We start from the raw sequence: 25,617 nt of genomic DNA, 5'->3' as shown, positions 1-25,617 counted from the left end.
ACGGGCTGGAGTGCCGGTGCTCTCACAGGGCCGGGTGGCTGAAGCGTGCCCGACGCGCGCCTGTGGTCAGGTCGCGGAAATCCTTGCCGCTGACATGCACAAGGGTCTTGTGGTCGCCGCCCTCGAAGTAGATATCGGCGGCGTCGCCGAGGCTTTCGTCCAAAATGACCGGCACGTCATAGGCCGCGCCGATCGGCGGCACGGCGCCGATATCGCAATCATCGAAGAGCGAGACCACCTCGTCTTCGGAAGCGAGCCCGAGGCGCTTGTCCATGACGTCCTGGAGCTTGGCGAGTTCGATCCTGTGAGTGCTTGGGACCACGGCCAGCGCATAGCCGAGTTCGTGGTGAACGACCACGGACTTGGCCATCATGCTGCCGGGCACGTGAGCGGCAATGGCGGCCTGCCTGCTGGTTGCAGTCCGATGGTGCGCGACGGTATCGTACGGGATTCCCTTGCCGTCTATGAAATTCCTCAGTCTGTTCGCTATCGTCATTTTCCGCGTCCTTTGCTTGAGTTCACGACGCATATCAAAACCAAACCGCCGGTTGTTTCGAGGCACCGGTCATTTCGGGCTGATTAGGCTGCGGTTTTGTCCGAACCGCGCGTCAGGGACCGGGCCCGAAAAACGCGATACGGGTCAGCAGCGTATAGTCGGCCTCGAAGACCATCATCGCCACGAAGACCAGCACCAATATCGGCGGCAGGATGATCGCATACATCATCGCCAACCGTTCCCAGGCCATGTGCATAAAGACGGCCACGATCAGTCCTGCCTTGAGCATCATGAAGATCAGGATCAGCGACCATCTGACATAGCCGTGCAGGCCGAAATAGTCGACCATATAGGAGCAGGCGCTGAGTATGAACAGCCACACCCAGACCACCAGATAGAGCTTGATCGGGTGTTCCTGATGCGTGTCCGACTTGCCCGCGGTCGCCGCGTCGTGGGTGGAGTGCAGTGCCTGTTGTCCGAGACCGTTTGCGGTTGCTTCAGCCATTTCGTCCTCTCAGCAAAGCCTGCCTCTCACCAAAGATAAAAGAAGGCGAAGATGAACACCCAGACCAGGTCGACGAAGTGCCAGTAGAGTCCCATGATCTCGACATTCTCGTAGTGGCCCCGGCGACTGGTGAAAAAACCTGGACGCCCGATGTCGTAATCGCCGCGCCAGACTTTTCGCGCCACGATGATCAGGAAGATGACCCCGATCGTGACGTGCGTGCCGTGGAAGCCGGTGATCATGAAAAAGCATGAGCCGAATTGCGCGGCTCCCCAGGGATTGCCCCAGGGCCGCACTCCTTCGGTGATGAGCTTGGTCCATTCGAAGGCCTGCATGCCGACGAAGGTTGCGCCGAGCGCGGCGGTCAAAAGCATCAGGATCGCGGTTTTGCGGCGATCGCGGCGGTAGCCGAAATTGACCGCCATGGCCATGGTGCCGCTGCTTGAGATCAGCACGAAGGTCATGATGGCGATCAGGATCAGCGGGACCTCCGACCCGCCGATGTGCAGCGCGAAGACCTTGCTTGGGTTGGGCCACGGCACGCGCGTCGACATGCGGGCGGTCATGTAGGAGAGCAGGAAGCAGCCGAAGATGAAGGTGTCGCTGAGCAGGAAGATCCACATCATGGCCTTGCCCCAGGACACGTTCTTGAACGCGCGCTGATCCGAAGCCCAGTCGGCGGCAATCCCGCGCCAGCCCTGGGGGCGATCCAACTGGCTGCTATCCGTCAGTGTCGTCTCGGCCATCGCCAGTCTCCTAGGTCAGCAGCCGTTGGCAAATGCTCACGAATGTCGCCGCCCAGCCGGCCAGAACGGCGAAGATGCCGAGCCAGACGAAAAGCAGGAAATGCCAGTACATCGCGCAGAGCTCGATCCCGAGGCGAAGCCGTTGCGGCCGGGCGCCCGTCCAGGCGCCGATGCTCGTCCTGCCAAGGCCGACCAGCCCGCCCAGTATGTGCAGGCCGTGCATGGCGGTGATCAGATAGAAGAAGCTGTTGGCCGGGTTGGAGTCCAGCAGGTAGCCCTCATCGGTCAGCTGCCGCCACGCGATCAGTTGGCCGATCAGGAAGGCGAGGGCGGTCAGCCCGGCCGTCGCAAGACCGAGCCTGACCATGTCCGTCTGGCCTCTGCGCGCCGCGATCACGGCGCATTGCAGCGCGACGCTGCTCAGCACCAGCACGCCGGTGTTCAGCCAGAGCAGGCGCGGCAGCGGCAGAGGCCGCCAGTCCGGCAGACCCATGCGCATGAAATAGGCGCTGGTGAACAGCGAAAACAGACAGCCGACAACCGCGAGGAAGACACCGAGGCCGATCTTGGCGGTGGGCAGGGCCGATCGCTCAAGGCCGACGAAATCCCCGGCCAAGCCTTGCTCGAGCCACGGCTTCGCGGTCAGCCGCTGGTGCGAAAGCCACCATCCGGCAAAGCCGGCGATCACCAGCAGGAAGACCAGGATGACGCTCATGCCGGCTCCCTCGATGGGATGAAGGAGCCCGGCACGTTCTGCGGAATGAAATCCTCCTTCGCGCCCGGCACGCTGTAGTCATAGGCCCAACGATAGACGATCGGCAGTTCCTTGCCGAAATTGCCGTGCGCCGGCGGCGTCTGCGGCGTCTGCCACTCGAGCGTCGTTGCCCGCCACGGATTGCCGCCGGCGTCACGGCCGTGACGGATGCTCCAGATCAGGTTGAACAGGAACACCATCTGGGCGAAGCCGACCAAGAAGGCCATGATGCTGATGAACGAATTCAGATGATGGGCCGACTCCGTCATGATCGTCATGTCGGTCAGTTCGGCGTAGCGGCGCGGTACACCAATCAGGCCGATATAGTGCATGGGGAAGAAGATCAGGTAGGCGCCGAGGAAGGTGACCCAGAAGTGAAACTGGCCGAGCGCCTCGTCCAGCATCCGTCCGGTGACCTTCGGATACCAGTGATAGATCGCGCCGAAGATCACCAGGATCGGGGCGACACCCATCACCATGTGAAAATGGGCAACGACGAACATCGTGTCCGACAGGGGAACGTCGACGACGACATTGCCGAGGAACAGCCCCGTCAACCCGCCATTGGCGAAGGTGACGATGAAGGCGAGCGCGAAAAGCATTGGTATCGAGAGGTGGATGTCGCCGCGCCACAGGGTCAGCACCCAGTTATAGACCTTGATGGCGGTCGGAACGGCTATGATCAACGTCGTCGTGGCGAAGAAGAAGCCGAAATAGGGGTGCATGCCGCTGACATACATGTGGTGCGCCCAGACCACGAAGCTCAGGGCGCCGATCGCGATGATCGCCCAGACCATCATTCGGTAGCCGAAGATGTTCTTGCGCGCGTGCGTGCTGATGAGGTCGGACACGATGCCGAAGGCCGGCAGGGCCACGATGTAGACTTCCGGATGGCCGAAGAACCAGAACAGATGCTGAAACAGGATCGGGCTGCCGCCACTGTGCTGCAACTGTTGGCCCATCTCGACGATCGCCGGCATGAAGAAGGAGGTGCCGAGCGCGCGGTCGAGCAGCATCATCACACAAGCAACGAACAGCGCCGGGAAGGCGAGCAGAGCCATGACGGTGGCGGTGAAGATGCCCCATACGGTGAGCGGCAGGCGCATCAAGGTCATACCCCGCGTGCGGCCCTGCAGCACCGTCACAACATAGTTCAAGCCACCCATGGTGAAGCCGATGATGAACAGGATGAGCGAAGAGAGCATCAGGATGATGCCCCAGTCCTGGCCACCCGGCGTGCCGGTCATGATCGCCTGCGGCGGGTAGAGCGTCCAGCCGGCGCCGGTCGGTCCGCCGGGCGCAAAGAAGCTTGCGACGAGAACGAGCACCGCCAACAGGTAGACCCAGTAGCTCAGCATGTTGACATAGGGGAAGACCATGTCGCGGGCGCCGACCATCAGCGGGATGAGATAGTTGCCGAAGCCGCCGAGGAAGAGTGCGGTGAGCAGGTAGATCACCATGATCATGCCGTGCATGGTGATGAACTGGTAGTAGGCCTCCGGAGTAATGAAATCGAACGTGCCGGGGAAGCCGAGCTGGAGGCGCATCAGCCAGGACAGGAACAGCGCTACAAAGCCGATCGCCGTTGCCGTTGCCGAATACTGGATCGCTATGACCTTGGCGTCCTGCGAGAAGACGTATTTCGTCCACCAACTGTGCGGATGGTACAGTTCCATTTCCCCGACTTCGGCGGGGGGAACGGCATCTGCGGGTGTGACGTCGACCATGGGAGCACCTCCCTGTTCAGCGGGCCTCGACAGTTTCGACTTTTGCCCCGACGTCCAAAGCGGACGCCATTGTCTTTCCTGGCAGCGGGTTCGCCGAGCCCGTTTGCTGAGGCGCCGACAGTTGCGCAAAAGTCTGCTGCTGCCCGAGCCAGGTCAGGTAATCCTGCTCGGTGTCGACCAACACCATGCCATGCATCAGCGGATGTCCCTGGCCGCAGAGCTCCGCGCACAGGACCTGGAAGGTTCCGGTCCTTGTTGGAGTGAACCAGAAATAGGTGACCGATCCCGGGATCATGTCCATCTTGGCGCGGAATTCCGGGATGTAGAAATCATGCAGCACGTCGATCGAACGCAGCAGCATCTTGACCGGTTTGCCGACCGGCAAGTGCAGGTCCGCCGCCTCGACCACGACGTCGTCCTGGCCGTTGGGATCCTTTGGGGCGATGCCTAGCGGGTTCTCAGCGGCTACTTCACGGGTGTCCGAAGTGCCGAGCTTGCCGTCCTTGCCCGGCAGGCGATAGCTCCACTGCCATTGCTGGGCAACGACCTCGATTTCGGCCGCATCGCTCGGCACGTTGACGAAGCGGCTCCAAACGAACAGGCCGGGAACGAGCAAGGCGGTGACGCCGATCGCAGTGACGATCGTCAGCCACCATTCGAGACGCTTGTTCTCCGGTTCGTATACCGCGCGATTGCCTTCGCGATGGCGAAAGCGGAACACGCAATACGCCATGAAGAGCACAACGGCGGCAAAAACGACGCCGGTGATCCAGAAGCTGATGATGATGGTGTGGTCGATATAGTCCCAGTTCGAGGCAATCGGCGTCCACCACCATGGGCTCAGGAAGTGGAACAACACCGAGCCCACGACGATCAAAACGAGTACAAGCGCGATGGCCATGTCCCGTCCTCCGGTATTTCATGGGAGCGCGAAGCATCCAACGCCAATACCAAGCCGCATCATGCTCGATTTCCGGTTGAAATTCCAGAGCCGACTAGCTGATGTGCAAAACGTTGCTGCGCGCCCGGACCTTTTGGGGCGGGGGGCCTTGGCGCAGCGGGCCCTTCGTCGAAGCATTGCCCTTACGGACGATGTGCAGAGGGCTGAATGGCCGGCTCGATGCCGCTGGCGGGTAGATCAACTAGTTCATTTTAGGCGTGCGGACGGCTGCCCTGGCCTTTTGCCGGCGAGATTTGACCGCCTCCAGCAGTTCGCGTTCGCTGGTGTGAGCATTTCGAAAGATGGCCACAACCAATACCGCTAGAATTTCGGCGCCCGGGTCCAAAGGATCGAGCTGTTCATCTGCGCAGACCTGATTGAACACGCGTTCGCAAACGGCCAGATCGAGAGGGCTAAGGCAGGTGCGATTGAAACGCCGACGCAGCATTTGAGCGAACCTTTCAGCGCCCGCCGCCCGTGCTTTGCGGCGGGGCCTTGTCACCGAGGCTTGAAAAGATGTTGTCCCCAGCTTCTAGTAACGTTACTCCATGCTCGGCGATTGTGTTGTCAATAATCCCAAAATCTGTGCGCAGTCCCGAGATCTATATTGGCCGACCCGCATGAGCTGGTAATAGTCTTGCCGTTTGTTGTCGGGTATACGGAAGCCGCGTCGAAAGTCAGCCGCCTCTTTCGGGGCGCGAGTGCAGCCAAGTTTGCTGGCGCTGACTTTCAAACTCGCCAGTGAGCATCCGAGCTTTGCCGCAATGTCTTTCAATGGCTCGTTGTTGACATATCCATCAAGAATTATCTTGCGGCGAGCTTCTCCTTTGACTTTTTCATTCATTACCTGGTCTCCTCAACGTCGCTTTCACGATGTCGGAATCTATAGGCGCCGGTCTGAAGTGTGTCGTTAGCCTCGTATCCAGAAACTTATCTCGGGATGCATTTCTTATTGTAACCCAGCGTGATCGACGATGCGGTCCACAGGCTTGCCAGATCCCGGGATACACCACATGATTGCGCGGGCATGGGCATACCGGAATCGGATATGGCACCACGCGCGATGGACGCTAAGGAGCAAGACGAGGCGCATACCGGGCCTGTACCGGAGCGTGAGCGACGGCGTTGGCCTCGCGACGTTCAACCCGACAACGAGGCGGCTCGGCCAATCGCGCCGGCACTGGAACCGCTGTCCTTTTCAACACTCGAACTGGCAGCAGAGGATCAATTCCCCGCTTGGCAAGCGCATGTGGCACCGCTTGTCGAGGTCAGGCTGCCGGATGACAAATCGCTGGACGACGGCTTCCCCGCAGCGCACAAGGCTTGGAATCTCGGCGGCATGCTGATCGTCGAACAGCGGACGCCGGCGCACAGTTATATCCGTTCCGCCGCAAAGCTTCGGTCCAGCTCGATCGATCATTGGTATGTCGTCTTGCCACATACCGGCCGGTCCTGGACGGAGGTCAATCGCCGTGTCGCGGAGGGCCAGCCGGGCAAACTTGAGATCAGGTCGCTAGGTTACCCGTTTCGCGGGAGGATGACCGAATCCGAAAGTCTCGTTCTATATTTGCCGCGTGATTTGTTCGCCGACGCGGCGGCAACCCTCGACGCAAACAACAATTCAATTCTTTCCGGCAATTTTGCAAACCTTTTGATCGACTATGTCGACGGCATCGTAACAAGACTGCGCAGCCTCACCGCTGACGACCTGCCTCGCATCGTACACGCAACCCGCAGCATGATCATTGCGTGCCTAGCGCCGCCGGCCGAACATGCGGCTGCGGCCGAACAACTGGCGAGTGTCGCGCTGATGGAGCGGGCCCGTCGATACGTCCAGAACAACCTGGAAGCGGCTCATCTGACGCCGGATTCAATGTGCCGGGCGCTCGGTGTTTCGCGATCTCGTCTCTACCAGCTGTTCGAACCGAGCGGTGGGGTGCTCCATTACATTCAAAGTCGCCGACTTCTAGCGGCCCATGTTGCGCTCAGCGATCCGGCGGACAGCCGGCGCATCGTTCAAATTGCGGAGGCCTTCGGGTTCAGTTCAGCGGCAAATTTCAGCCGGGCGTTCAGCAAGGAGTTCGGTTACAGCCCCCGCGAAGGGCGCAGGACGACGGTGTTGCCGCGCCCCGCCCACTCTGTTTCGCTTGGCGAGCACGAGAAGACCTCCTCGTTTGAAGGATGGCTCAAGGCGCTTGGAAGCTGATCATAGCATCCGCGGCGGACGTTTCATCAGTATGCCCGGAGTGATACTGGATCCGGCGACAATCCTTGCCGGGCAAGCGATCCTTGGCTGGCGGTACCCCATTGGGCAAAATCCCTGGCGAGAGATGCCGTGCCGATCGAGATATGTACGCCCGGATAAGTATCTGGATGCGCAGCTAACGACAGCGCGGCCTTATTCGTAGATGTTCGCTGTGACTTAGCGGGGGGCTCGGCACAGGCGGCAGGTTTCCAAGTTGGGGGGAATATCGCACCGCCTGTGCCGACCGCGCCGCCGCAAACCGTCAAAGGCGTAAGTGAGTTAGCGTGCCAAGGCCGAGGCGGCCGGTTGGTGTTCATTCCGCCGCAAAATAGCTTAGTGGGGGGTTGATGGCTTAGTGGGGGCTCGGCACAGGCGGCAGATGTCCAAGTTGGGGGACATCGGATCGCCTATGCCGCTCGCGCTACCGCTATCCGTCGAAGGTGTGGCGTAGTTGAGTAAGCGTGCCAATGGCCGGGGGGCGGCTGGCCGGTGTTCATTCCGTCGCAGAATGGCTTAGTGGGGGCAAGGCACAGGCGGCAGGTGTCCAAATGGATACCAGATCGCCTGTGCCGCTCGCGCCACCGCTATCCGGCAAAGATGGTGGCGTAGTTGAGTCAGCGTGACAAGGTCGACGACGAACGGCTGGAGTTCATTCCGCCGCAGATACCAACTCTTGTCGAGCGGCCGCCCCAAGATGAAGGGTGGGTCCACGAGGCCAAATTCGACGGCTACCGCACGCAAATCATCATTGATAAGAACGGCGCGCGTCTTTACAACAAGAACGGACGCGACTGGACGACTAAATACTGGCCCATCGCGCTAGCTGTCGACCTGCCATGCCGGGCTGCCATTCTCGACGGCGAGGTGATTGTCTCAGGCGAGCGGGGCTCGCCCGGTTCTCCTGAGCTGGAAGCCGCGATCTGGAACGAGCCGAGCCGGCTGGTGTTCGTCGCTTTCGACATCCTCCATCTCGACGGTCGCAATCTTATCCCCTTACCCCTGCTGCAACGCAAGCAAGCGCTGTGGCGACTGGTTGAGCCTGGCCTCGGCAAGATCCAATACAGCGAGCATTTTGAGGGCGACGCGCTCGCGATCTTTCGCGCCACCGAGAAAACCGAGCTCGACGGCGTCATCTCGAAACGCGCCGATAGCCCCTACCAGAGCGGACCGTCGAAAACATGGCTGAAAACCAGATTTTTGAGAAAGCCGATTTCGAAACACTAGGTCTGTGATCGATCCCAGGCCGCGAACTCCGCTCTGTCCTGTGGGTCGCAATATTTCGAATCAGGCCTGGCGCGACGCCGATTATCTGTCGATCCGCGATTTATTAACAATGAATGAACCACCATCGTGGAATAACCTGCCGCCAATCACAGCGGAGCAGCCATTGCAATTACAGCGCATGCCGCGCTTGTTGAAATAGCGAGTTGAAAGTTTGCCAAGCTTGTTACTTATGCTATTTCTAAACTGGGGGACGCTAATTTTCACCGCCTACGGAGGTGGCTTTTGCGTTCAGAGGCATCAGGCGTCGGCACGCAGAATGAGGAGTCTTCCTCAAGCGATGGTTCACGTGCCGGCGAAGCGCTTCTCGCTAACCTGTTGGCGAATACGACCGAACTTCTATCGTTCTATGATAGCGACTTCCGCCTAACTCACTACGCCGCCAGGCTTAAACGCCTGTACGGAGGTGCGGTGGTGCCAGGCGCCGCCATTTGGGAGATCTATCCAAGCTTCCTCGATACGAGGTGCCGCGACGAATTTCTTCGGGTGTTCCAGGGCGGCTCTGCGGCAAGCATTGACCTGCCGCGCTCATCGGGCGAAGCGCCCCGCTCCGTTTTCGTCTTCGGCACTGCAGATGGCGTGGGAATCATTGAATCCCGGGAGCAGGGGGAGCGCAGCGCGGCGCAGGAGCAGGAGCATATGATTCTGCTCCATCAGGCGACGCACGACGTGCTGACCGGACTGCAGAATCGACGGCGATTCGGTGAGCGGCTGCAGCAAGCGCTGGCGGCCATCGGCGGATCTCAGCCAAAAGCCGCCCTGCTGCAAATCGATCTTGACGATTTCAAAGCGGTCAACGACACGCTCGGCCATGGGGCAGGCGACACGCTTCTGCAACTCGCGGCAGGTCGAATCCGCGACGCGCTGGAGGACGGCGAATCTGCGTACCGGTATGCCGGCGACGAGTTCGCCGTCATCCAATTGGGCAAGGAGCAGCCCGCGGAAGCCGAGCGCCTCGCCACATCGCTGGTCAACGCGTTCAAGGACCCTTTCGTCATCAACGGCATTCCCGTCTTCGTCGGTTCAAGTATCGGAATCGCTTTCGGGCCGGAGCACGGGACCGATGGCGAGCAGCTGATGAAAGCCGCAGATATTGCTCTTTACGCAGCCAAGACGGATGGTCGCGGCTGCGCTCGAACGTTCAATCGCTCGATGCTGTTGTTGCTTGAGCAACGCGAAAATCTGAGGCGCAGCCTTCGAACCGCGCTGGAGCGGGGCGAGCTTTACCTGGACTATCAGCCGCTCATCAGGCCTCCTTCGTCGGTGATTGGTTTCGAAGCGCTGCTGCGGTGGCGGCACCCCGAGATAGGAATCATTCCGCCCGGCGTGTTCATTCCGATCGCCGAAGCGGACGGTCTGATGGACGAAATTGGACGATGGGTGCTCGAGCAAGCTTGTCGCCAGGCATTGGCCTGGCCTTCCGCGCTGACAGTCGCAGTCAACCTGTCGCCGGCTCAGTTCCTGAGCGGTTCGCTGACGGACACGGTCGCTCAGATCATCGACGCAGTTGGAATCCGGGCTGAAAGGCTTGAACTCGAGATAACCGAAACGGTTCTTCTTGAGAAGACTATCGACAATATAGATACATTGAATACGTTGAACGTCCTGGGAATACGAATCTCGCTCGACGATTTTGGAACATACTATTCATCCTTGAGCTACCTTAAGAATTTTCCGTTTGATACCTTGAAGATAGATCAATACTTCATCGCGGACCTGGAGACGGATCTGAAGAGTCAAACGATTGTGCGATCGATCATAAGTCTGGCGCACGGCCTGGGAATTAGCGTCACCGCCGAGGGGGTCGAGACGGCGGCGCAGGCACGGTGGCTGATCAAGGAAAATTGCGATTACCTGCAAGGCAATTTCATGGGACGGCCGCTCGGATCCGAGGCAACCGGCGATTTCATCAGGCGGTCGCCGCCGAAGGGGCTGGAAGCGATGGAGGAATCAAATCGGGCGCGCTAGCCACTTGCACCGTTTGTAAATCGGAGGCCTGTAAAAACGATCGAGCTAGATGCCGCGCAATGCGGGACTGGCTCATCACGAGGCGGTCAAATTTCCGTCCCGGAGTTCATCGCGTCACCTGGGCTCAAATACGGATGGAATAGGAGAGGATGCGGATGGGATCTGTTCATGACCCGGTTGGCGAACCGACTTTTGAGCCGATGATCCAGATCGACATGGAAATCAAGACTTTTGTCTCCGCTTGGAAACACTGCGATTATGTCTCGACGTACATCGCCCGGATGATCAGTCAAAACAGATCAGACTCGGTGCGGCATTCGAATCTCTTTTCCTCTGCCTTCAACGAATTACTGGAAGTCGCCTTTCGTACCCGCCACGCCGACGGCGAACTGGCATGCAGGGTGTCTCGCCATGGCGCGACGGACAGGATCGAGCTGACATTTCCCTGCATGCCGGAGGAGCGCCAATTCTACGAAGAAGCCGTTTCGCAAGTCGTGGGATTTGAGGCCAAGGAGCGATATCTCAATTCTGTGTCTGGGGATCTGGCGCCCAGCCGGGAGGTGGTACTCCTGGAACTAGCTGTCGACTACAACGCGGCACTCAGGGTCGAGGAGGCCGACGGCGATGCGATCACGCTCGTCGTGGATCTTCCGCTTGAGGGCCTGCAACATTGAGCCCTTACAACCCGCACCCGCGCTTCAAGGCGCAATACGATGCGAACAACCAGGAGTTCTCCATATCTGGAGTGGTCCGGCCTCAGGCGATCGATGAGCTTGGGCCCAGCCTGGCATTGCTTCGCGATGCGATTGGCCGAGTACGCGGCGTTCTCTACGTCAATGTCAGACGCTTGGCGCAGATGAACAACGCCGCATTTCACGCTTTTTCGAGGATCATCATCGATGCCTGTCGCGCTCGACCCGATCTCAAATTTGTTGTCATCACGTCGAGCGTCGTCGGATGGACCTCGCGAAAATTCGGTCGGCTGAGCGGAATCGAACCGAACATCACGGTCGAGGAGTATGACAGCGAATTCTATCCAGGGCAGGGCTTCCTCGAGGAAGGCGGGTTCGTTCCAATCCTGCGCACGCAGACAAAGATGACCTGGCGCCACGAGCGTGCAATCCTGCCGCGGCATGGCATGAGACCCGGGATCGTTATGGCCGACATCTGTTGCGGGATCGGCGATTTCGCCGTGCTCGTGCAGAAAGAGTTCCAGCCGTCGCGGATTGTCGCCCTCGACCACTCCATATCAAGCCTGGACTACGCCAGACGCGTGATGCGGGAGTTCGATATCCGGGGCATCGAATATACTTATGGCGATGCCTCGGAAATGCTGCTCGACGAGGAGCAGTTCGACTTGGTCACCTGCCGACATTCGCTTCAAATCTTCAATCGACCGGAACTCATCCTCAAGGAACTCTACCGCATATGCAAGCCAGGCGGGCGGGTCTACATCACCAACGAGAAGAATTCGCATTGCCTCGGCGAGCCGCGCGCCGAAAGCATCCGTTGGACATACAATGAAGTGGCGAAGCTGTTCGCGCATTTCGAAATGGACGTTGAGCTCGGGCCCAAGAGTCGCCGATATCTGATCGAAGCCGGATTCGACGACATACGTGTCGAGACCTTCACGGTCACCAACCTGGACGGAGATGCGCAGGACTTCGCCGATGTCATTGTAGCCTGGGCCGATGTGTATGCCGGCGAGATGGCAACCAAACGCGGCGACGGGCCGGAGTTCGTTGCACGGTTCCGGCAGGGCTTCCAGGATCACATATTCGCTGCGCTGCACCCCAAGGGTTATGCGGGTTGGCCGATCTGGGTCGCATCGGGGCGAAGGCCGCAATGAAAGCCGACGATCAGCCTACACCGCGCTTCGGCCTGCGCTCCTTCCGGGCGAAATTCGTATTGGTCGTTGGCGGCGCCGTGCTTTTCGACCTCCTGCTGAGCGGTGGCCTGGCGCTCTGGAACGTTCAGAAGCTGTCGCGCGACGCCACGTCGGAAGTCGGTGAGGGCCTGACCACCGCAAACCAGGAATACATTCGCTCCTATGCCGACTCGACAGCGTTAAGCGTCGACCTCCTGCTCGATCGAGTTCATGGGGACGTGAAAGCGCTGGCCGGCGTCCTGCAGGCCCAGACCGACGATCCGAGCCGGCAGCGACAGGTCGGAGCAACCCTTTCGCATGAAGCACCCGGCTCGGTGAAGGTCGTTTATGACGCACAGGGCGATTGGGCGCAGAACCTGCCGGGCGCGCCTTCCGTGATTAGCGTCTGGGGCTACCTGCTGGGCGCCGACCACACGCCGCTGCCGAGCGTTGAGCAGGAAATCGAAGACAGTACCGTTCTGGATCTCGTCGCGCCGACCCTTATGGCCAGCGGATCGCCAAAACTGCAGATGTACTATATTGGTCCGAAGGAACGGCCGATCTTCAGGACGGTACCGTATACGGACCAGGCGCAGACCTTCGATCGACTCTATCCAGGCCACAACAAGGCGGAGTTCTGGGAGTTCTTCTTTCCGGGGATCTACGGGTCATGGCAGCAATGGGCGAGGGATCCAGCCTCGCGTCCAGTCCCCGACGACATCACTCAGACAGCGCCCTACACCGATGCGATCACGGGAAAGCTGATCGTCAGTTTCTTCCACCCGCTGTGGACGCGGGACCGTACCGGTATCGCCGGTGTAGCGGGTGCAGACATCACTCTCGATCAACTCGCGGAAGTCGTCGAGCGCGTCAAGATCGCCGAAACCGGGTTCGGCTTCCTCACCATGTCGACCGGCAATGTAGTGGCGATCAATCCATCGGGCGAGGCGATTATCGGCCTGACTTCGTCCAACGATGCGGGCACGCAGGGCGTCACCGGGCTGGAGAGGTCGCTGCGGGGAAGCACGCAGCCGGCCATCGCGTCGCTGCCGCTCGACCAGAACAATGACGGTGTCATTCAGCATATCATGCTCGACAACAAGGGCGAACACGTACCCTACATAGTTGTCCTCAAAAGATTGAAGCCGACCAATCTGTGGAGCTCGGGACCGATCAAGTCTGAAACGATGTCGGTCGGAATCGTCGTTCCAGAACGCGAAATCTATGCGTCCCTGGTCGCCGCGCAAAAGAGTATTTCCCGCGCGACCAATCGTATCCTGCTCTTTCAGGTCGCCGCCATCGTCGTTTCGCTTCTGATTGTCTTTGCGGCAGTGCTCGGGATCTCGAAGCGGATCACGGCCGGCCTCAGGGCGCTTGCCAGCGCCGCCCAGAGGCTACAGTCCAAAGATTATTCGGTCCGCGTTCGCGTTCCAACGCGCGACGAGGTTGGAGCGGTCGGAGTCGCCTTCAACCGTATGGCCGAGCAGATCAGCTTTCACACGGAAAACCTCGAGCAACTCGTCGACGAACGAACCAGGGAACTCGGCGACGCAAATCAGGAGATTTCCGCGCTCAACGAAAAGCTGCGGGACGAGAACGTCCGTCTCGGCGCCGAACTCGCGGTCGCCAGGCAAATCCAGATGATGGTCCTGCCGAAACCGTTCGAACTCGAAGCGATTCCGGGGCTGGAGATCGCGGCCTACATGCGGCCGGCCGACGAGGTCGGCGGGGACTACTACGACGTCCTGCAGAACGGATCACGGGTCAAGATCGGCATCGGCGACGTGACCGGTCATGGTCTCGAGAGCGGCGTGCTGATGCTGATGGTCCAATCCGTTGCACGCGCGCTGCAGGAGGCCAACGAAGGCGATCCGCGCCAGTTTCTGGTTCGTCTGAACAGAGCCATCTACAAGAACATCGAGCGGACGAACACCGACAAGCATCTCTCGCTGGCCTTTCTCGACTTTGAGGACGGGCGGGTAACGCTATCCGGCCAGCACGAGGACATTCTGGTCGTGCGTGCGGATGGGGACGTCGAACGTATCGACACGCTTGATCTGGGTCTGCCCGTTGGCCTGGAGAACGACATCTCGCAGTTCGTTGACACGCGAGACATCGTGTTCGGGAGAGGCGACGTAATCGTGTTGCACACCGACGGTGTGACCGAGGCGGAAGATGAAGACAGAAGACTGTTCGGGTTCGATCGCCTCTGCAAGAGCGTGCAAAAGCGCCATGGCAGGAGCGCCGAGGACATCAAGACCGGGATCATCGAGGATTTGATGGCCCATATCGGAATCCAGAAGATCCACGACGACATCACACTCGTGATCATAAGGCATACGTAGGATGACAGCGCTGTTCGGTACGCCTGACATTGCAATAGGGATGAAGGGGAGCGTCAGTCGCGTGCGGCTGTTCGACGGACCTCTCGACTTGAGTTGGCGTCATTGCGCCACGACCTCGGACTTCATTGCCGATCTTTTCGCGTTGCGCTTTCAGTCGTCGCGCAATGACTACATGGAGGTGCGGCATAGCATCGGATATCTGGTCAACGAACTCATCGAAAACGCCGTCAAGTTCCGAGCACCAGGCGAGATCGTGGTTGAGGCGTCGATGGATTCGGAGTGCTTCAAGCTGAAGGTGTCGAATGACGTCGATGGTGAAATCGCGTCCGAGTTCCAAAGCCTTCTGGCGGACATCACGGTTGGCGACCCAAAGGACCTGCTGATACAGCGGATTGAGGCGAATGCCGCGAACCCCGACGTGGGGAGTTCCGGGCTTGGATTGCTGACGTTGATGAGCGACTATGGCGCACGCTTGGCCTGGATATTCAGCCCCGCCGATGAAAACGATCGTATTTGCCTGGAAACATATGCCTCCATTCCGATCTCGCAAACTCACAACTAGATGAAGCGAAGCCAGATATGGAAATCAAGACAGACGACTACCGCGTGTGGACTGAGGGAAGCGATATCTTTTTCGACGGTGCAATGCGGCTTGCCAGTTCCGAGGCGGGTGCGCCGATCACGGCTTTGGCGACCAGTGTTCTTGCCTCAAATCCCGCTTCCATCACACTCAATTTGAAGGACCTTCACTTTCTCAACTCTTCCGGCATCAACCTGCTGGCGAAATTTACCATCGAGGTGCGCAAGCATCCCGATGTTCGACTTGTCGTGCGCGGAACGCCCGACATACCCTGGCAATCGAAATCATTGCCGAACCTGAAGAAGCTGCATCCCGCTCTGGTGCTTTTGATGAACTAACGTCAACGCGTCTCGATCGAGCCATCGCCCGCGACGTGCCCGCCCGGGGATGATTTCCTGATCGGTGTCCAGCTGATTTTCGGGACTGTCAGATCAGCAGCAGGCCCTTCATCGAGGCGTTGCCCTTGCGGCCGATGATGACGTGGTCGTGAACGGCGATGCCGAGCGGTTTGGCCGTGTCGATGATCTGCTTGGTCATGTCGATGTCGGCGCGCGAGGGCGTCGGGTCGCCGGACGGATGGTTATGCACCAGAATGATCGCGCTGGCGGAAAGTTCGAGCGCGCGCTTGACCACCTCGCGCGGATAGACAGGCGTATGGTCGACCGTGCCGGTCTGCTGCACCTCGTCGGCGATCAGCCCATTCTTCTTGTCGAGGAAGAGAATGCGGAACTGCTCGCGGGCCTCGAAGGCCATGGCCGAGCGGCAATAATCGAGAAGCTGCGTCCAGTTCGACAGAACCTCGCGGCCGCGCACTTCGCCGCGCGCCATGCGCTGCGCCGTGGCGGCGATGACTTTTAGATCGGTCGCCACCGTCGGCCCGATGCCCTTCACTTCCTCGAGCAGGGACGCCGGCGCGCCGAGCACTTCGGCAAGCGAACCAAAGCGCGCGATCAGCGCCTTGGCGATCGGCTTGGTGTCGACGCGCGGGATCAGCCGGAAGAGAAGCAGCTCAAGCAGTTCATAGTCGGGCAGGGCGTCCGGACCGCCGGCCAAGAAGCGTTCGCGCAGACGATCGCGATGGCCGTGGTAGTGCGGCTTCTCAACAGGCGCCACCTCTTTCTTCGGCGGCTCTACCCAGGCTTCAGAGAAAAACGCCCGCTCGTCCTCGACTTTTCCCATCGCCCGCCCACATCGCTGATCGAAAGAAGACCTTTGCCAGAGACTAAAGCATGATTCTGAAACGCGAAACGGTTCTCGATCATTTCAGGAAAGTAGCCGGGAGCGTTGCTGGGACATATCAAGACGCCGTGACGATGAGGGCTGCATCGCCTATTGGCGAGCGTTAAACATGAGCACCTTCGGCAGCCTGTTTCTTCACCGTTCTTGCCCCGCTGACCGAAACAGCGATGCCGAGGACGACAAGGGCGGTTCCGAGAATGTGGATCGTCGTGATGGTCTCGCCGAGAAGAAGAAACGAGAGCGCGAGTGCCGCGACCGGCAGCACTGCCATGAACACGCCAGCCTCTCCGCCGCTTGCGCGCGCGGCTCCTGAATACCAGAGCCAGAAGCCGATTACGGTGGGAAAAATGCTGATATAGACTGTCGCCAATAGGGCGGCAGGTGCTGCTGCAACGGTGCTAAACGCGACAAGGGCGGCGGCGAGCGGCAAGGTCAGCACCAGCGAAATGCTGCTCATCAGCGCCGCGAGATAGAGCGGCGCCAGCGGCTTGCTGATTCTCTTGTTCAGGATCGCAAACAGTGCTTCGCCGGAAACAGCGAGGACCACCAGCAGGTTACCCGCCAGCAGCTTCAGATCGAGGCCAAAGCCCTTGGCAGAGGCGACATTGACAAGAAGTGCGCCTGCCGTGACAGCGCCGACGGCGATCCATAGCTTGGCGCCAAGCCTCTCCTTCAAGGCCAGCGTTGCAACGAGGGCAGCCAATACAGGCAAAAGGCCGTGGATGACGCTGGCATTGGCACTCGTCGTCAAGGTCAAGGCGAGGATCATCAGAATGCTATAGCCGGCGCTGCCCGCGGCCGCCTGAATCATCACAATCATATATTCCTTTGCCAAGAGCCGCGACCGCGGCGTGCTTGTCAGGAAGACGAGTCCCCAGAGGATCGGCGTCGAAATCAGGAAACGCAGGGGAACGGCGAGGAAAGGGTGCATGCCGCCGGCAATGATTTTCGAGGCCACCACGCCGGATCCGACCAGCGTCATGGCTATGGTCATGAGGGCGCCTGCAATGATGCGTTGCGAATCCATGTGTTAGCCTACGGTATAGGGGGCGCGCGAACGCGCCTCCTTCAGCGCAAGAGCCCACCACTTGAGTTGGTGGAGCATGGTTTTGACAGCGCCGGAGCTGCGCTTCGGATCGAGCGGGCCCGCACCATCGGCAAAATGCTCCCACACCCCGTGAAAGCTTACTGCGTCCCGGACGGTGACGGCGTGAAGCTCGGCAAATACCTGCCGAAGATGTTCGACGGCCCTCAACCCGCCGGAAACGCCACCGTATGAAACGAAGCCGACCGGCTTGGCGTGCCACTCTTCAGTAGCCTGGTCGATAGCGTGCTTAAGATGGCCGGGCATGCTGTGATTGTATTCGGGGGTGACGACAACGAAGGCGTCTGCCTTGGCGAGCTTACCGGTGAATGCCTTCATCGCCGGTGTCGGCTCCGCCAAGTGCCGGCTGGGCAGATCAATGTCTGCAACATCGATGAGCGAAAGTTCGAATTCGTCCAGTCTCTGCGCCTCTTGGGCAAACCAGTTTCCGACCTTGTCGCCATAGCGTCGTTCCCGCGTGCTGCCGATCAGCGGTGCGAGCTTGAGCCGTTCAGTCACTTCGCTCTCCTGTCTGAGGTCAGGAAGTGATGACACACCGGGATGATCGATGGGATTGCTAAACGTTAGCATTTTCTGATCTAATTGATCGATCATGCTCGACGCGCTCACTCTCGATCAGATGCGGATGTTCCTGGCCGTGGCGGACGCGGGTAGCTTTCGACTGGCTTCGATGCGGCTCGATCGCGCGCAGTCGGCGGTAAGTCACGCGATTGCCAATCTGGAGACCGAACTCAAGACGGTGCTGTTCGACCGGTCGACTCGTCGGCCGACCTTGACCTCGGACGGGCGGGCCCTGCTGGACGACTGTCGCTCGCTGGTTCTACGCGCCGATCTGCTGCGCGCGAAGGCGCAGGGCATGGGCAGCGGCATTGAAATCGAGCTTGCGCTGATGGTGGACACGCTTGTTCCATTGCCGGCCGTCGGCAGGGCTCTTGAAGCCCTCCACGCCACCTATCCGACGGTTGGCGTCCGGTTGCAGACAGGTACCCTTGGGGAACCGATCGATTGCCTCCTGCAGGGCACGGTCGACCTCGCGATAACGGTGGGCGAAGACCTGCGCGATCCGCGCCTGGAATTCGATTCCCTCGCGCCTCTGTCGATGGCGGCGGTCGTCGGTGCTGGGCACGCTCTGGCCTTGATAGCGAAGAAAGGCCGGGTGAGTACGCCAGAGCTGGCCGATCACATCCAGATCGTCCTGATGGACCCTTCTCCTCGCTCCCATGGCCGCGACTATGGCGTGCTCTCCCAGCGCAAGTGGCGGGTCGGTAGCCAAGAGGCGAAACTGGCTTTGATCAGAGCAGGCATCGGTTGGGGGCGGCTTCCACTTTGGTTGATCGAGCGGGATCTTGTCGACGAGCGGCTCGTGCAGCTTTCAGCCGCTGCGCTTGGCGAAAATGGGACGACGAAGAGTTGGGTCTATCTTGCCCGACGGCTCGACAGACCCTTGCTGCCAGGAGCCAGGTGCCTCAAGTCCGCACTTCTGACCGGAGCCGGGCTTGGTGATGCTGCCGGGCTTCGATAGCCTAGGCGCGCCTTGCCAATTGTTATGGACATCAGACCGTGCCGATGCCGTTGCCTGCGGCAGACTAGGCCGGCAGGCCGGGCCGATCGAGCTTCTTTGGCGAGAGCGTGAAGATCTCGCAGCCGGTGTCGGTGACGCCGATCGTATGCTCGTACTGCGCCGACAGCGAACGGTCGCGCGTCACCGCCGTCCAGCCGTCAGACAAAACCTTCACATGCGGGCGGCCGAGATTGATCATAGGCTCGACGGTGAAGATCATGCCGGGCCGCATCTCGACGCCTTCGCCGGCGGTGCCGTAATGCAGGATGTTCGGCGCGTCATGGAAAAGCTGGCCGACGCCGTGGCCGCAGAAGTCGCGCACCACCGAGCAGCGCTCGGCCTCGGCATAGGTTTGGATAGCGGCGCCGATCGCGCCGGTGCGAGCGCCCGGCCTGATTGCGGCGATGCCGCGCATCAGGCATTCGTAAGTCACCTCGAGCAGGCGCTCGGCGGCGCGCTTGATCGTGCCGACCGGATACATGCGCGAGGAATCGCCGTGCCAGCCGTCGAGGATGTAGGTGACGTCGATGTTGACGATGTCGCCGTCCTTGAGGGGCTTGTTGTCAGGAATGCCGTGGCAGACCACGTGATTGATCGAAGTGCAGGACGATTTGGTGTAGCCGCGATAGTTGAGCGTGGCCGGCAATGCACCGTGATCCATGCCGAACTCGAAGACGAAACGGTCGATGGTCTCGGTGGTGACGCCGGGCTTCACCATCGACACAAGCTCGTCAAGACAGCGCGCGGTGAGATCGCAGGCCTTGCGCATGCCCGCAAACCCTTCCTCGCCATAGAGGCGGATCTGGCCGGTGTTTCTCAAGGGGGCCGTTGCGGCGTCGAGATAGGTAACCATTCTTGTCCGTTCGCGGGTTGGCTCCTGACGCGAGCCGGTGCGGAAATTTTCTTCAGATTTGGCACTGGAAGCCGCAAGGTTCAAGGACGAAGTGCCTGCAACCGGTTTGCCGCGGGAATATTCGCTGGGCGGGCGCGTCTGGGTGTCGCAAAGCTTTCCTTGCACCATCCCTTGAGGTAGCCGGGTCAGGATGCAGGAGATTTACGCCCGTTGACGGCACCGGAACGCGCAAGATCGACGCTGCTGCCAAGCAGGACCGCGTGCTCGGCCCTGATGGCGCTGCTTGCGCTTGCGCTGGTGAGCTTCGCCCAGGCTGAGGTCTCCGCCTCGACAGCGTCTGCCCCGGGTGGCGCCGGCATCAGCGCGATGCGGCAGGGCGAAACGCTTGCCTGGCTGAGGATCGCCGGCAAGGCGCAGGCCCTCGAAGCCCGCGCCGGCCGGCCGCTGCCGGTAAAGCTCGTCAGCGGCAATCCCGGCATTCTCGCTCCGGCATCCGATTTCCTTGTCGTTGGCGGGGCTTTGCCGGCGGAGGGCGGCATCACGCCTGCCTTTGTGGCCGCGCCGCTCTCGCATACCAATCAGCCTCGCGCGCCACCAACCGCCTGAGCCAGGCGGTCGCAGACCTTTCTCACCTCAACTATTCCTTTCGCGCCGCGACCTGGCGACGGCTACCGGCCGTCGGCAGGTTGCGTGGCGCGTCCATTGGACATTTCTCGATGCAACGTATCAAGACATTCAAGACACTCACGCGCGCTGCTTCGGCAGCCGCGTTTCTCGCCGTCCAGGCAGTCATCTGTATAGGCACTGTTTATTGGGCTGTAGCCGCAACGCTTCGCGTGGAAAGGACGGTGGCGATCGTGCTCGGCGTCATCTTCGCCGTGCCGCCCGCCAATCTGCTGATGGTGGTCTCGCGCATGGCCTACGAGGCGGAGATGGACCCGGCGAACCAGTAGACGCAACCTCGACAGGGCGATGCCGGTTGCATCGCCCGGTCGAACGATGTGGCCAGAGCGCCGATCTGCCGCGGCAGTCGCCGGGCCCGCACCGCACTGAGGTCACATTCCTGCGTCAAAAACCGGGCAAAGAACTTTTCAGAACGAACGGCGTTGCTCCGACTTCGCCAGTTCGGGAGACAGGGAATGGACAGACTGCAATTCGAGGTGCCGGTGCGCATCACGCCCGCGCCCGGCCTGCCGGTCGAGGAAATCTACAGCGTCGAGCAGGCGCTCGATTTCCTGCAGAACTGGCCGAAGCGCCGGCAGGGCAAGGTTTATGACGCCGCGTTTAACGCCTGCTTCGGCGCGACCGTCGATGTGGCAAGCGCCGAGGAAGCCTGCCGGGCCTTCATGGCCTTCTGCCGCGTCAGCGGTTTGCTCGCAAGGGACATGATGTTGCCGCTGAAGCGCGGCGGCAGCGCAAGAGGATTTCGCGAAGCGAGGGCGTGACGCTTTAACCGGCGAAAGATACCCCTCTGTAGTGCATTCCCACCTGCACGCCGCGAACGATCAACCTGGACAGGATCTCCATGTCCAGCGGCATCTCCGGGCGCCACACATCAAGCAACAAGGCGATACGCGCCTGATCGGCGCTGTTCATGACCTCGTGCTCGAAAGTGTCGTCCCACAGCAGACATTCGCCGTCGGCGATCCGCTTTTCCTGATGGTTGATCATCATGATCGTTGCCGGGCGGCCGTCCGCCAGTTTCGGAATGACAAGGCCGAGATGAAATCTCATGATGCCGCGAAAGGGGCCGCGGTGGGGCGGGATGTGCTTGCGCGGCGCCAGGAATGAAACAGCCGCCGATTTGACCTCGGGGCACTCGGACAGCAACCGGCTGAGGGTAGGCATCTTCCCAAGGTTTTCCGGGATCGTCATGTCGTAGGCCTTGAGCACGAACATGCGCCAATCGAGGCCGTCATTGGCCGAAATCTCGGCCTGTTCCGGCATGATGTCGTGAAAACGCGGCACCCGGTTCAGTTGCACCGACAGCACTTCATCGCGAATACTCTGCCAGACGGCCGCGAACTTTGTCGCGTTGGGAAAATGCGTGGAGGCATCAAGAATCGCCGGTGCATCTATGCGTTTTTCATAGATACGACGCACCAGATCGCTTCCAAGATCGTAGACGTTCGACATCGCATCGCCTCGACCATGTTATAATATAGTGCACGATTGCTTTCAGCTATGGGTCACGGAGATTTGTTCCGAGGCGTCAGGCAGAGGTTCGGTTTTGTATCACTGCGTCTTGGATGTCATCTGCGGACCAGTCGTGACGCCTCGATGACTTCGGGCGTCGTGCTGTCGATCGTGGCGTCTCAGCGCCAGCGGCACACTTCCGATACGCCATGCCTGAAACGCGCCGTCCAAATCTTCCTAGCCTGTCCCTATCGAACATGAATCGGGCAGCGCACCCCAAAACCTAGTGTGGTAGCGCCGCTACAGCATTTCGCTGTCACGTCGGCTATGGGTGAGCTTACGGGTGGGGATGATTTCATGATCAAGATTTTCTATGCGTCGGTCGCCTTGGCTGCCCTGGCAGCGCCAGCGAACGCTCAAGACGGTAGCTGGACGGGATATTACGCTGGCGCGGAGATCGGAGCCGGGTTTTCGCATCCCGGGTTCGATGGGCCTTCGGCCGTCAGCAGTTCGGATTTCAGCGACACGGCCTTCATAGGTGGCGTCTACGTCGGCCACGACTGGCAGGCAGGCCAATTCGTCTACGGCGGCGTCGCAAGTTTCGATTTCCTGGGCTTTCACAACCAGAATTCGTCTCATGTCGTGGTGGACCCGATCTTCGGCGGAAAGACCCACTCATACAATTACGATTTGGATTGGGTAGCGTCTGCTCGCGCGCGTGCGGGCTTCTTGGCGTCGGATCAGTTCTTGCTGTACGGCACAGCCGGCGTTGCCGTTTCCCGTTTTGAGACTTCCTCATCGACAACCGGAATCTTGGGCGGGGCGGACGCAGTCAACACGACCAAAGTCGGCGGGGCATTCGGTGCAGGTGTCGAATACGCTTTCGCTCCGCATTGGGCGCTCAAGACAGAATACGTCCACTACGTGTTCAACAATGTTCACGTGGGCGGCAATGGCGCCGATCAGGTGACATTCAAACCGTCGTTTGGCACCTTGAATTTCGGCATTTCCTACCGCTTCTAGCGAGTAAAAGCGCGTCCCGCTTTCAAGTCTTTGATTTTGACGCCTGTCGGTCCCCCAAAAGCGCTGCGCACTTTGGGCGCGACATTCACTAGGAAAAGTTGCGGCCGAATGACTTGGCTGTCTCGCGCACGAAGTGGCGCGACAAGCCGGGTCCCTCAAAAACCGGAAGGGACGGAACAACTCGCACGCGCTTCTTGAACTCGTCCACAGTCAACGCAAAGACAAGCTGATCCAGGCGTTCACCCGTTTTTATGTCGAGTCGGTGGGACAGCAACGTCCCCTCTTGGCGCAGCATTCCAAGCCGGCAAGCTGTCACTGCTGCTTGATTTCGAGCCAGCGGCTCAAACATCAGCTTTTCCAATCTGCGTTCGACGAACAGATGCCAGATTGCGAGACGAGTGGCCTCGATTGAAATCTGGAGCTTCCGCTGTGCTTTATCCCCGACGATGATGTGCAGAGACCCAATGCGGTGACGTGGATCAATCTCGATCATGATCAAGCCGATCGGGTCTTGGTCGAGCAGGCGGATGGCCAGCAGGTTACGCCGTACATTGTCGAAACTATTGACATACGTGCGGAACGATTCGAGCCCCATTGCCGTGCCAGCCATGTTCAACCCGGCGCTGACGGCTGGATCGGCAAGCCACCTTGTGAAGCGCTCATTCACTTCATTCGGCCGCAAGGTGCGGATCCGGCAAGTTTCGCCGGACCGGTCAACAAACATCGGTTTTTGAGCTGCGGCTATTGGTGGCAAACTTACGCGTTGGCCGGCGTGAGGCATCTTGGGCATCTGCGGCACTCATATCAAGACTCTGACCGGACAATGTCATCAAACTCCCGCCAAGGGGAGGATTCAATTCCGCCGGACCTATTGGAAAGGCCTTCGGAGCCGTTCTTCCGGGTCGATCCGGCGCGTACGCAATTCATTCCAGGCGCCGGGCGGGGGGCTGACGACAGCCAAGGAAGATTATTGAGCGGTATGGCGGGTGAGAACCGGCAAGGCGGCGGTGGTGTTTGACGCTGCTTCCTAGCGGATCCGCGCCGATAAGACCGCATATCTGTGCTGTTCAATCACCGGAGCCGTCGGCTGCATGCGTCCGGCGTGCAACTCAGAACCCGCTCCGCTGACGCTTGGGCAATGCGCGACGTGCTGTGTCAAAAAAATTGCCAGGACGCACAAAGCCCCGCCGGCAACTTGCCAGCGAGGCATTTGTTGGAACCCGATCGTCAATCAGTGGCGATCGTGTCCGCGGCCGCCGCTCTGGTGGCCGTTGTTTGCGGCACCCAGGCACTGGTTCCAGTAGCCATTGTGATTGCTGCAAGAAGTGATGGTCTGCTGCTGAGCATAAGCCGCACCGACCAAGCTGAAAACCGCGACAGTAGCCAGAATCGCATTACGAGCGATGTTGGTCATTTGAGTTTCCCTTTGCTCTCATTTCCGACAGTGCCGGTCGACGCCGTTTTTGCAGCGATCATGTTTCGATCTGATGGTGTGCAATTTCGGCTTTGTTTCGAGGAGGCAACGGCACACGCTCCCTGTGCGTGGGATGCCTGGGACAACTCCGATCACCTCAAAACCTTCTGACCAGCTTGGTTGTGTGAGAGCGTTTCAGGGGCAACTGTTTGGTTACAGCCGGTGAGCTTGCGTGCGACGCGTCGGAAACAATCATCGACCATCTAGTACCGATCGAAAGCAGCCGAAGATCGTTCGCGGGACGGCTTCGGCACATGGAAGGATGATGAGCCATGCCGATCTTAAAAACGCTCAACCGCATGGGAGTGGCCCTGAAATATGCGCATGATGCCCAAAAAGCGAGGCGGATGCTGAACGGCCCGCCACGCGAAATGCAAATGGATCTTGGCTGGGCAGTTATGCCGACCACCAAGTATCTTTCTTCCAACACTTGGGACGGTATCTGACGAAATTCAGCGTAGAGCCGGCTCAAGCCGCCTGTTGGGCAGGAAGGACAAATCCGCAGCGTGCTGATGCCATCACCGACGGAGCCGCAGAGGTCAAGGCGAAGCTGGCCCAAGTCGATCTTGCTGCGCGATTCCTAGCCCATCCGATGGAAACCCTGCACGGCGATCCCTACCGGATTGATATCGACCACTCCACTGGCTTCGTCTTGGTTCGGGTGGAGAATGTTTGGCGGCGGAAAGAGACGGGCTGCTGATCGATACTCTTCGGACGAGGTTCGGCTGCTCAGGTGGCCCGGCTATTCCTTGTGCGGAACAATATACCTGAC

Annotated in this window: 29 protein-coding genes; 15 read left to right on the top strand and 14 right to left on the bottom strand. The window is 59.8% G+C overall.

Annotated features, from left to right (window positions below):
* Positions 1–22 precede the first annotated feature (22 nt).
* From CK218_RS27945 to CK218_RS30410, 8 genes are all read right to left on the bottom strand, one after another.
* On the bottom strand, positions 23–496 hold the full coding sequence (locus tag CK218_RS27945) for an aminoacyl-tRNA deacylase (RefSeq protein ID WP_067325364.1): 474 nt from the start codon (positions 494–496) through the stop codon (positions 23–25).
* Positions 497–608: 112 nt separating this feature from the next.
* Positions 609–1,001, bottom strand: coding sequence for a cytochrome C oxidase subunit IV family protein (locus CK218_RS27940; RefSeq protein WP_095829601.1), 393 nt, complete (start codon positions 999–1,001; stop codon positions 609–611).
* Between the two features lie 26 nt (positions 1,002–1,027).
* Positions 1,028–1,747 carry a heme-copper oxidase subunit III family protein gene (locus CK218_RS27935; RefSeq protein WP_067000053.1) on the bottom strand — a complete coding sequence of 240 codons (720 nt, stop codon included), beginning with the start codon at positions 1,745–1,747 and terminating at the stop codon, positions 1,028–1,030.
* Positions 1,748–1,757: 10 nt separating this feature from the next.
* Complete coding sequence (locus tag CK218_RS27930; RefSeq protein WP_095829600.1) at positions 1,758–2,462, bottom strand: cytochrome c oxidase subunit 3; 705 nt, start codon at positions 2,460–2,462, stop codon at positions 1,758–1,760.
* Positions 2,459–4,228, bottom strand: coding sequence for a cbb3-type cytochrome c oxidase subunit I (locus CK218_RS27925; protein WP_095829599.1), 1,770 nt, complete (start codon positions 4,226–4,228; stop codon positions 2,459–2,461). Before CK218_RS27925 ends, CK218_RS27930 begins: the two co-directional genes overlap by 4 nt.
* Positions 4,229–4,244: 16 nt before the next feature.
* Positions 4,245–5,129 (bottom strand): cytochrome c oxidase subunit II, encoded by an 885-nt coding sequence (locus tag CK218_RS27920; RefSeq protein ID WP_095829598.1) that lies wholly within the window; start codon positions 5,127–5,129, stop codon positions 4,245–4,247.
* A gap of 241 nt (positions 5,130–5,370) precedes the next feature.
* Positions 5,371–5,616, bottom strand: coding sequence for a hypothetical protein (locus CK218_RS30415; protein ID WP_143749085.1), 246 nt, complete (start codon positions 5,614–5,616; stop codon positions 5,371–5,373).
* 93 nt (positions 5,617–5,709) lie between these two features.
* On the bottom strand, positions 5,710–6,012 hold the full coding sequence (locus tag CK218_RS30410; RefSeq protein WP_127214219.1) for a hypothetical protein: 303 nt from the start codon (positions 6,010–6,012) through the stop codon (positions 5,710–5,712).
* A gap of 204 nt (positions 6,013–6,216) precedes the next feature.
* Between CK218_RS30410 and CK218_RS27915 the strand changes: the two genes are divergently transcribed.
* The 8 genes from CK218_RS27915 (at position 6,217) to CK218_RS27880 (ending at position 15,792) form a co-directional block, all read left to right on the top strand.
* Entirely contained in the window at positions 6,217–7,374 is a 1,158-nt protein-coding gene (locus CK218_RS27915) for an AraC family transcriptional regulator (RefSeq protein ID WP_245299691.1), read from the top strand.
* Between the two features lie 648 nt (positions 7,375–8,022).
* Positions 8,023–8,637 (top strand): DNA ligase, encoded by a 615-nt coding sequence (locus CK218_RS27910; RefSeq protein WP_095829597.1) that lies wholly within the window; start codon positions 8,023–8,025, stop codon positions 8,635–8,637.
* Positions 8,638–9,012: 375 nt separating this feature from the next.
* Positions 9,013–10,662: a bifunctional diguanylate cyclase/phosphodiesterase gene (locus CK218_RS27905; protein ID WP_095829615.1), complete on the top strand. Its 1,650-nt coding sequence runs from the start codon at positions 9,013–9,015 to the stop codon at positions 10,660–10,662.
* Positions 10,663–10,817: 155 nt separating this feature from the next.
* Complete coding sequence (locus CK218_RS27900; protein WP_179294625.1) at positions 10,818–11,336, top strand: ubiquinone biosynthesis methyltransferase UbiE; 519 nt, start codon at positions 10,818–10,820, stop codon at positions 11,334–11,336.
* Positions 11,333–12,511 carry a class I SAM-dependent methyltransferase gene (locus tag CK218_RS27895; protein ID WP_067000076.1) on the top strand — a complete coding sequence of 393 codons (1,179 nt, stop codon included), beginning with the start codon at positions 11,333–11,335 and terminating at the stop codon, positions 12,509–12,511. Before CK218_RS27900 ends, CK218_RS27895 begins: the two co-directional genes overlap by 4 nt.
* Positions 12,508–14,874, top strand: a complete 2,367-nt coding sequence (locus CK218_RS27890; RefSeq protein WP_095829614.1) for a SpoIIE family protein phosphatase — start codon at positions 12,508–12,510, stop codon at positions 14,872–14,874. The genes CK218_RS27895 and CK218_RS27890 overlap by 4 nt, the downstream gene beginning before the upstream one ends.
* Position 14,875: 1 nt before the next feature.
* Entirely contained in the window at positions 14,876–15,436 is a 561-nt protein-coding gene (locus CK218_RS27885) for an ATP-binding protein (protein ID WP_170950193.1), read from the top strand.
* Positions 15,437–15,453: 17 nt separating this feature from the next.
* Complete coding sequence (locus CK218_RS27880; protein ID WP_067000080.1) at positions 15,454–15,792, top strand: hypothetical protein; 339 nt, start codon at positions 15,454–15,456, stop codon at positions 15,790–15,792.
* A gap of 88 nt (positions 15,793–15,880) precedes the next feature.
* Here the strand turns inward: CK218_RS27880 and radC are convergent, their stop codons facing one another.
* The 3 genes from radC to CK218_RS27865 form a co-directional block, all read right to left on the bottom strand.
* Positions 15,881–16,633 (bottom strand): DNA repair protein RadC, encoded by a 753-nt coding sequence (gene radC, locus CK218_RS27875; RefSeq protein ID WP_095779209.1) that lies wholly within the window; start codon positions 16,631–16,633, stop codon positions 15,881–15,883.
* 163 nt (positions 16,634–16,796) lie between these two features.
* A complete protein-coding gene (locus CK218_RS27870) occupies positions 16,797–17,720 on the bottom strand; it encodes a DMT family transporter (protein ID WP_095802154.1) in 924 nt (307 codons plus the stop codon).
* A 3-nt stretch (positions 17,721–17,723) separates the two neighbouring features.
* Positions 17,724–18,392 carry an NAD(P)H-dependent oxidoreductase gene (locus CK218_RS27865; protein ID WP_245435216.1) on the bottom strand — a complete coding sequence of 223 codons (669 nt, stop codon included), beginning with the start codon at positions 18,390–18,392 and terminating at the stop codon, positions 17,724–17,726.
* Between CK218_RS27865 and CK218_RS27860 the strand changes: the two genes are divergently transcribed.
* A complete protein-coding gene (locus CK218_RS27860; protein WP_095829595.1) occupies positions 18,391–19,320 on the top strand; it encodes a LysR family transcriptional regulator in 930 nt (309 codons plus the stop codon). The two genes, CK218_RS27865 and CK218_RS27860, sit on opposite strands and share 2 nt — an antisense overlap.
* Positions 19,321–19,384: 64 nt before the next feature.
* Here CK218_RS27860 and map read toward each other — a convergent pair whose 3' ends face one another.
* Positions 19,385–20,212 carry a type I methionyl aminopeptidase gene (gene map / locus CK218_RS27855; protein WP_095829612.1) on the bottom strand — a complete coding sequence of 276 codons (828 nt, stop codon included), beginning with the start codon at positions 20,210–20,212 and terminating at the stop codon, positions 19,385–19,387.
* A gap of 210 nt (positions 20,213–20,422) precedes the next feature.
* On the opposite strand from map, the gene CK218_RS27850 reads away from it, so the two are divergent.
* The 3 genes from CK218_RS27850 to CK218_RS27840 all read left to right on the top strand — a co-directional run bounded on the left by CK218_RS27850 (position 20,423) and on the right by CK218_RS27840 (position 21,657).
* Entirely contained in the window at positions 20,423–20,818 is a 396-nt protein-coding gene (locus tag CK218_RS27850) for a hypothetical protein (protein ID WP_245435215.1), read from the top strand.
* A 110-nt stretch (positions 20,819–20,928) separates the two neighbouring features.
* Positions 20,929–21,165, top strand: a complete 237-nt coding sequence (locus tag CK218_RS27845) for a hypothetical protein (protein ID WP_095829593.1) — start codon at positions 20,929–20,931, stop codon at positions 21,163–21,165.
* Positions 21,166–21,351: 186 nt separating this feature from the next.
* A complete protein-coding gene (locus CK218_RS27840) occupies positions 21,352–21,657 on the top strand; it encodes a DUF982 domain-containing protein (protein WP_095779214.1) in 306 nt (101 codons plus the stop codon).
* A 4-nt stretch (positions 21,658–21,661) separates the two neighbouring features.
* Here the strand turns inward: CK218_RS27840 and CK218_RS27835 are convergent, their stop codons facing one another.
* The gene (locus CK218_RS27835; protein ID WP_095829592.1) at positions 21,662–22,348 is read right to left on the bottom strand and encodes an aspartyl/asparaginyl beta-hydroxylase domain-containing protein; all 687 of its coding nucleotides are present in this window, start codon (positions 22,346–22,348) and stop codon (positions 21,662–21,664) included.
* Positions 22,349–22,705: 357 nt separating this feature from the next.
* On the opposite strand from CK218_RS27835, the gene CK218_RS27830 reads away from it, so the two are divergent.
* Positions 22,706–23,371, top strand: a complete 666-nt coding sequence (locus CK218_RS27830) for an outer membrane beta-barrel protein (RefSeq protein ID WP_179294624.1) — start codon at positions 22,706–22,708, stop codon at positions 23,369–23,371.
* An 88-nt stretch (positions 23,372–23,459) separates the two neighbouring features.
* Here CK218_RS27830 and CK218_RS27825 read toward each other — a convergent pair whose 3' ends face one another.
* Entirely contained in the window at positions 23,460–24,161 is a 702-nt protein-coding gene (locus CK218_RS27825) for a GNAT family N-acetyltransferase (RefSeq protein WP_095829590.1), read from the bottom strand.
* Between the two features lie 348 nt (positions 24,162–24,509).
* On the opposite strand from CK218_RS27825, the gene CK218_RS30400 reads away from it, so the two are divergent.
* Both CK218_RS30400 and CK218_RS30855 read left to right on the top strand, forming a co-directional pair.
* Positions 24,510–24,956 carry a hypothetical protein gene (locus CK218_RS30400; protein ID WP_143749725.1) on the top strand — a complete coding sequence of 149 codons (447 nt, stop codon included), beginning with the start codon at positions 24,510–24,512 and terminating at the stop codon, positions 24,954–24,956.
* A gap of 161 nt (positions 24,957–25,117) precedes the next feature.
* Entirely contained in the window at positions 25,118–25,291 is a 174-nt protein-coding gene (locus CK218_RS30855; RefSeq protein ID WP_095829589.1) for a hypothetical protein, read from the top strand.
* Positions 25,292–25,617 lie beyond the last annotated feature (326 nt).

Source organism: Mesorhizobium sp. WSM3879 (genome assembly GCF_002294915.1).
Classification (GTDB): domain Bacteria; phylum Pseudomonadota; class Alphaproteobacteria; order Rhizobiales; family Rhizobiaceae; genus Mesorhizobium.
The sequence above is the reverse complement of the archived record's forward strand: the minus strand, read 5'-3'. Positions and strand labels throughout refer to the sequence as shown.